The sequence below is a fragment of the Pseudomonas sp. IT-P294 genome, from assembly GCF_949767865.1.
Classification (GTDB): domain Bacteria; phylum Pseudomonadota; class Gammaproteobacteria; order Pseudomonadales; family Pseudomonadaceae; genus Aquipseudomonas.
The window spans coordinates 1-252 of record NZ_CATKQW010000047.1 but is presented as its reverse complement, the minus strand read 5'-3'; the positions used below and the strand labels follow the sequence as shown (position 1 = coordinate 252).

The window sequence follows — 252 nt, the reverse complement described above, 5'->3', positions numbered from 1 at the left end:
ATCGAGTTGGTCAGTGGTGCGTGACCGGTCAACGCATCGTTCGGTGCCAGGGTGGTGGTGAAGCCGGTGGTTTTGCCGATGTCGATGGTAATGGTCTGGCCGTTGGCCAAGGACACGGTCACCGGCGAACCGGTTACGGGGGCACCGACGGTGGCGGTGTACGTGACGACACCGCCTTCGGCCGCACTGCCGGTGGCAGTGAGTTTGACGGTCGAGGTGTCGAGGGTGTCGGTGACGTTGGTCACCGCCGCA

General features: G+C 64.3%; 1 protein-coding gene. It reads right to left on the bottom strand.

The window, feature by feature from the left end:
- On the bottom strand, positions 1-252 hold a 252-nt coding region (locus ACM6I0_RS24390), incomplete at both ends, for an immunoglobulin-like domain-containing protein (RefSeq protein ID WP_414923487.1).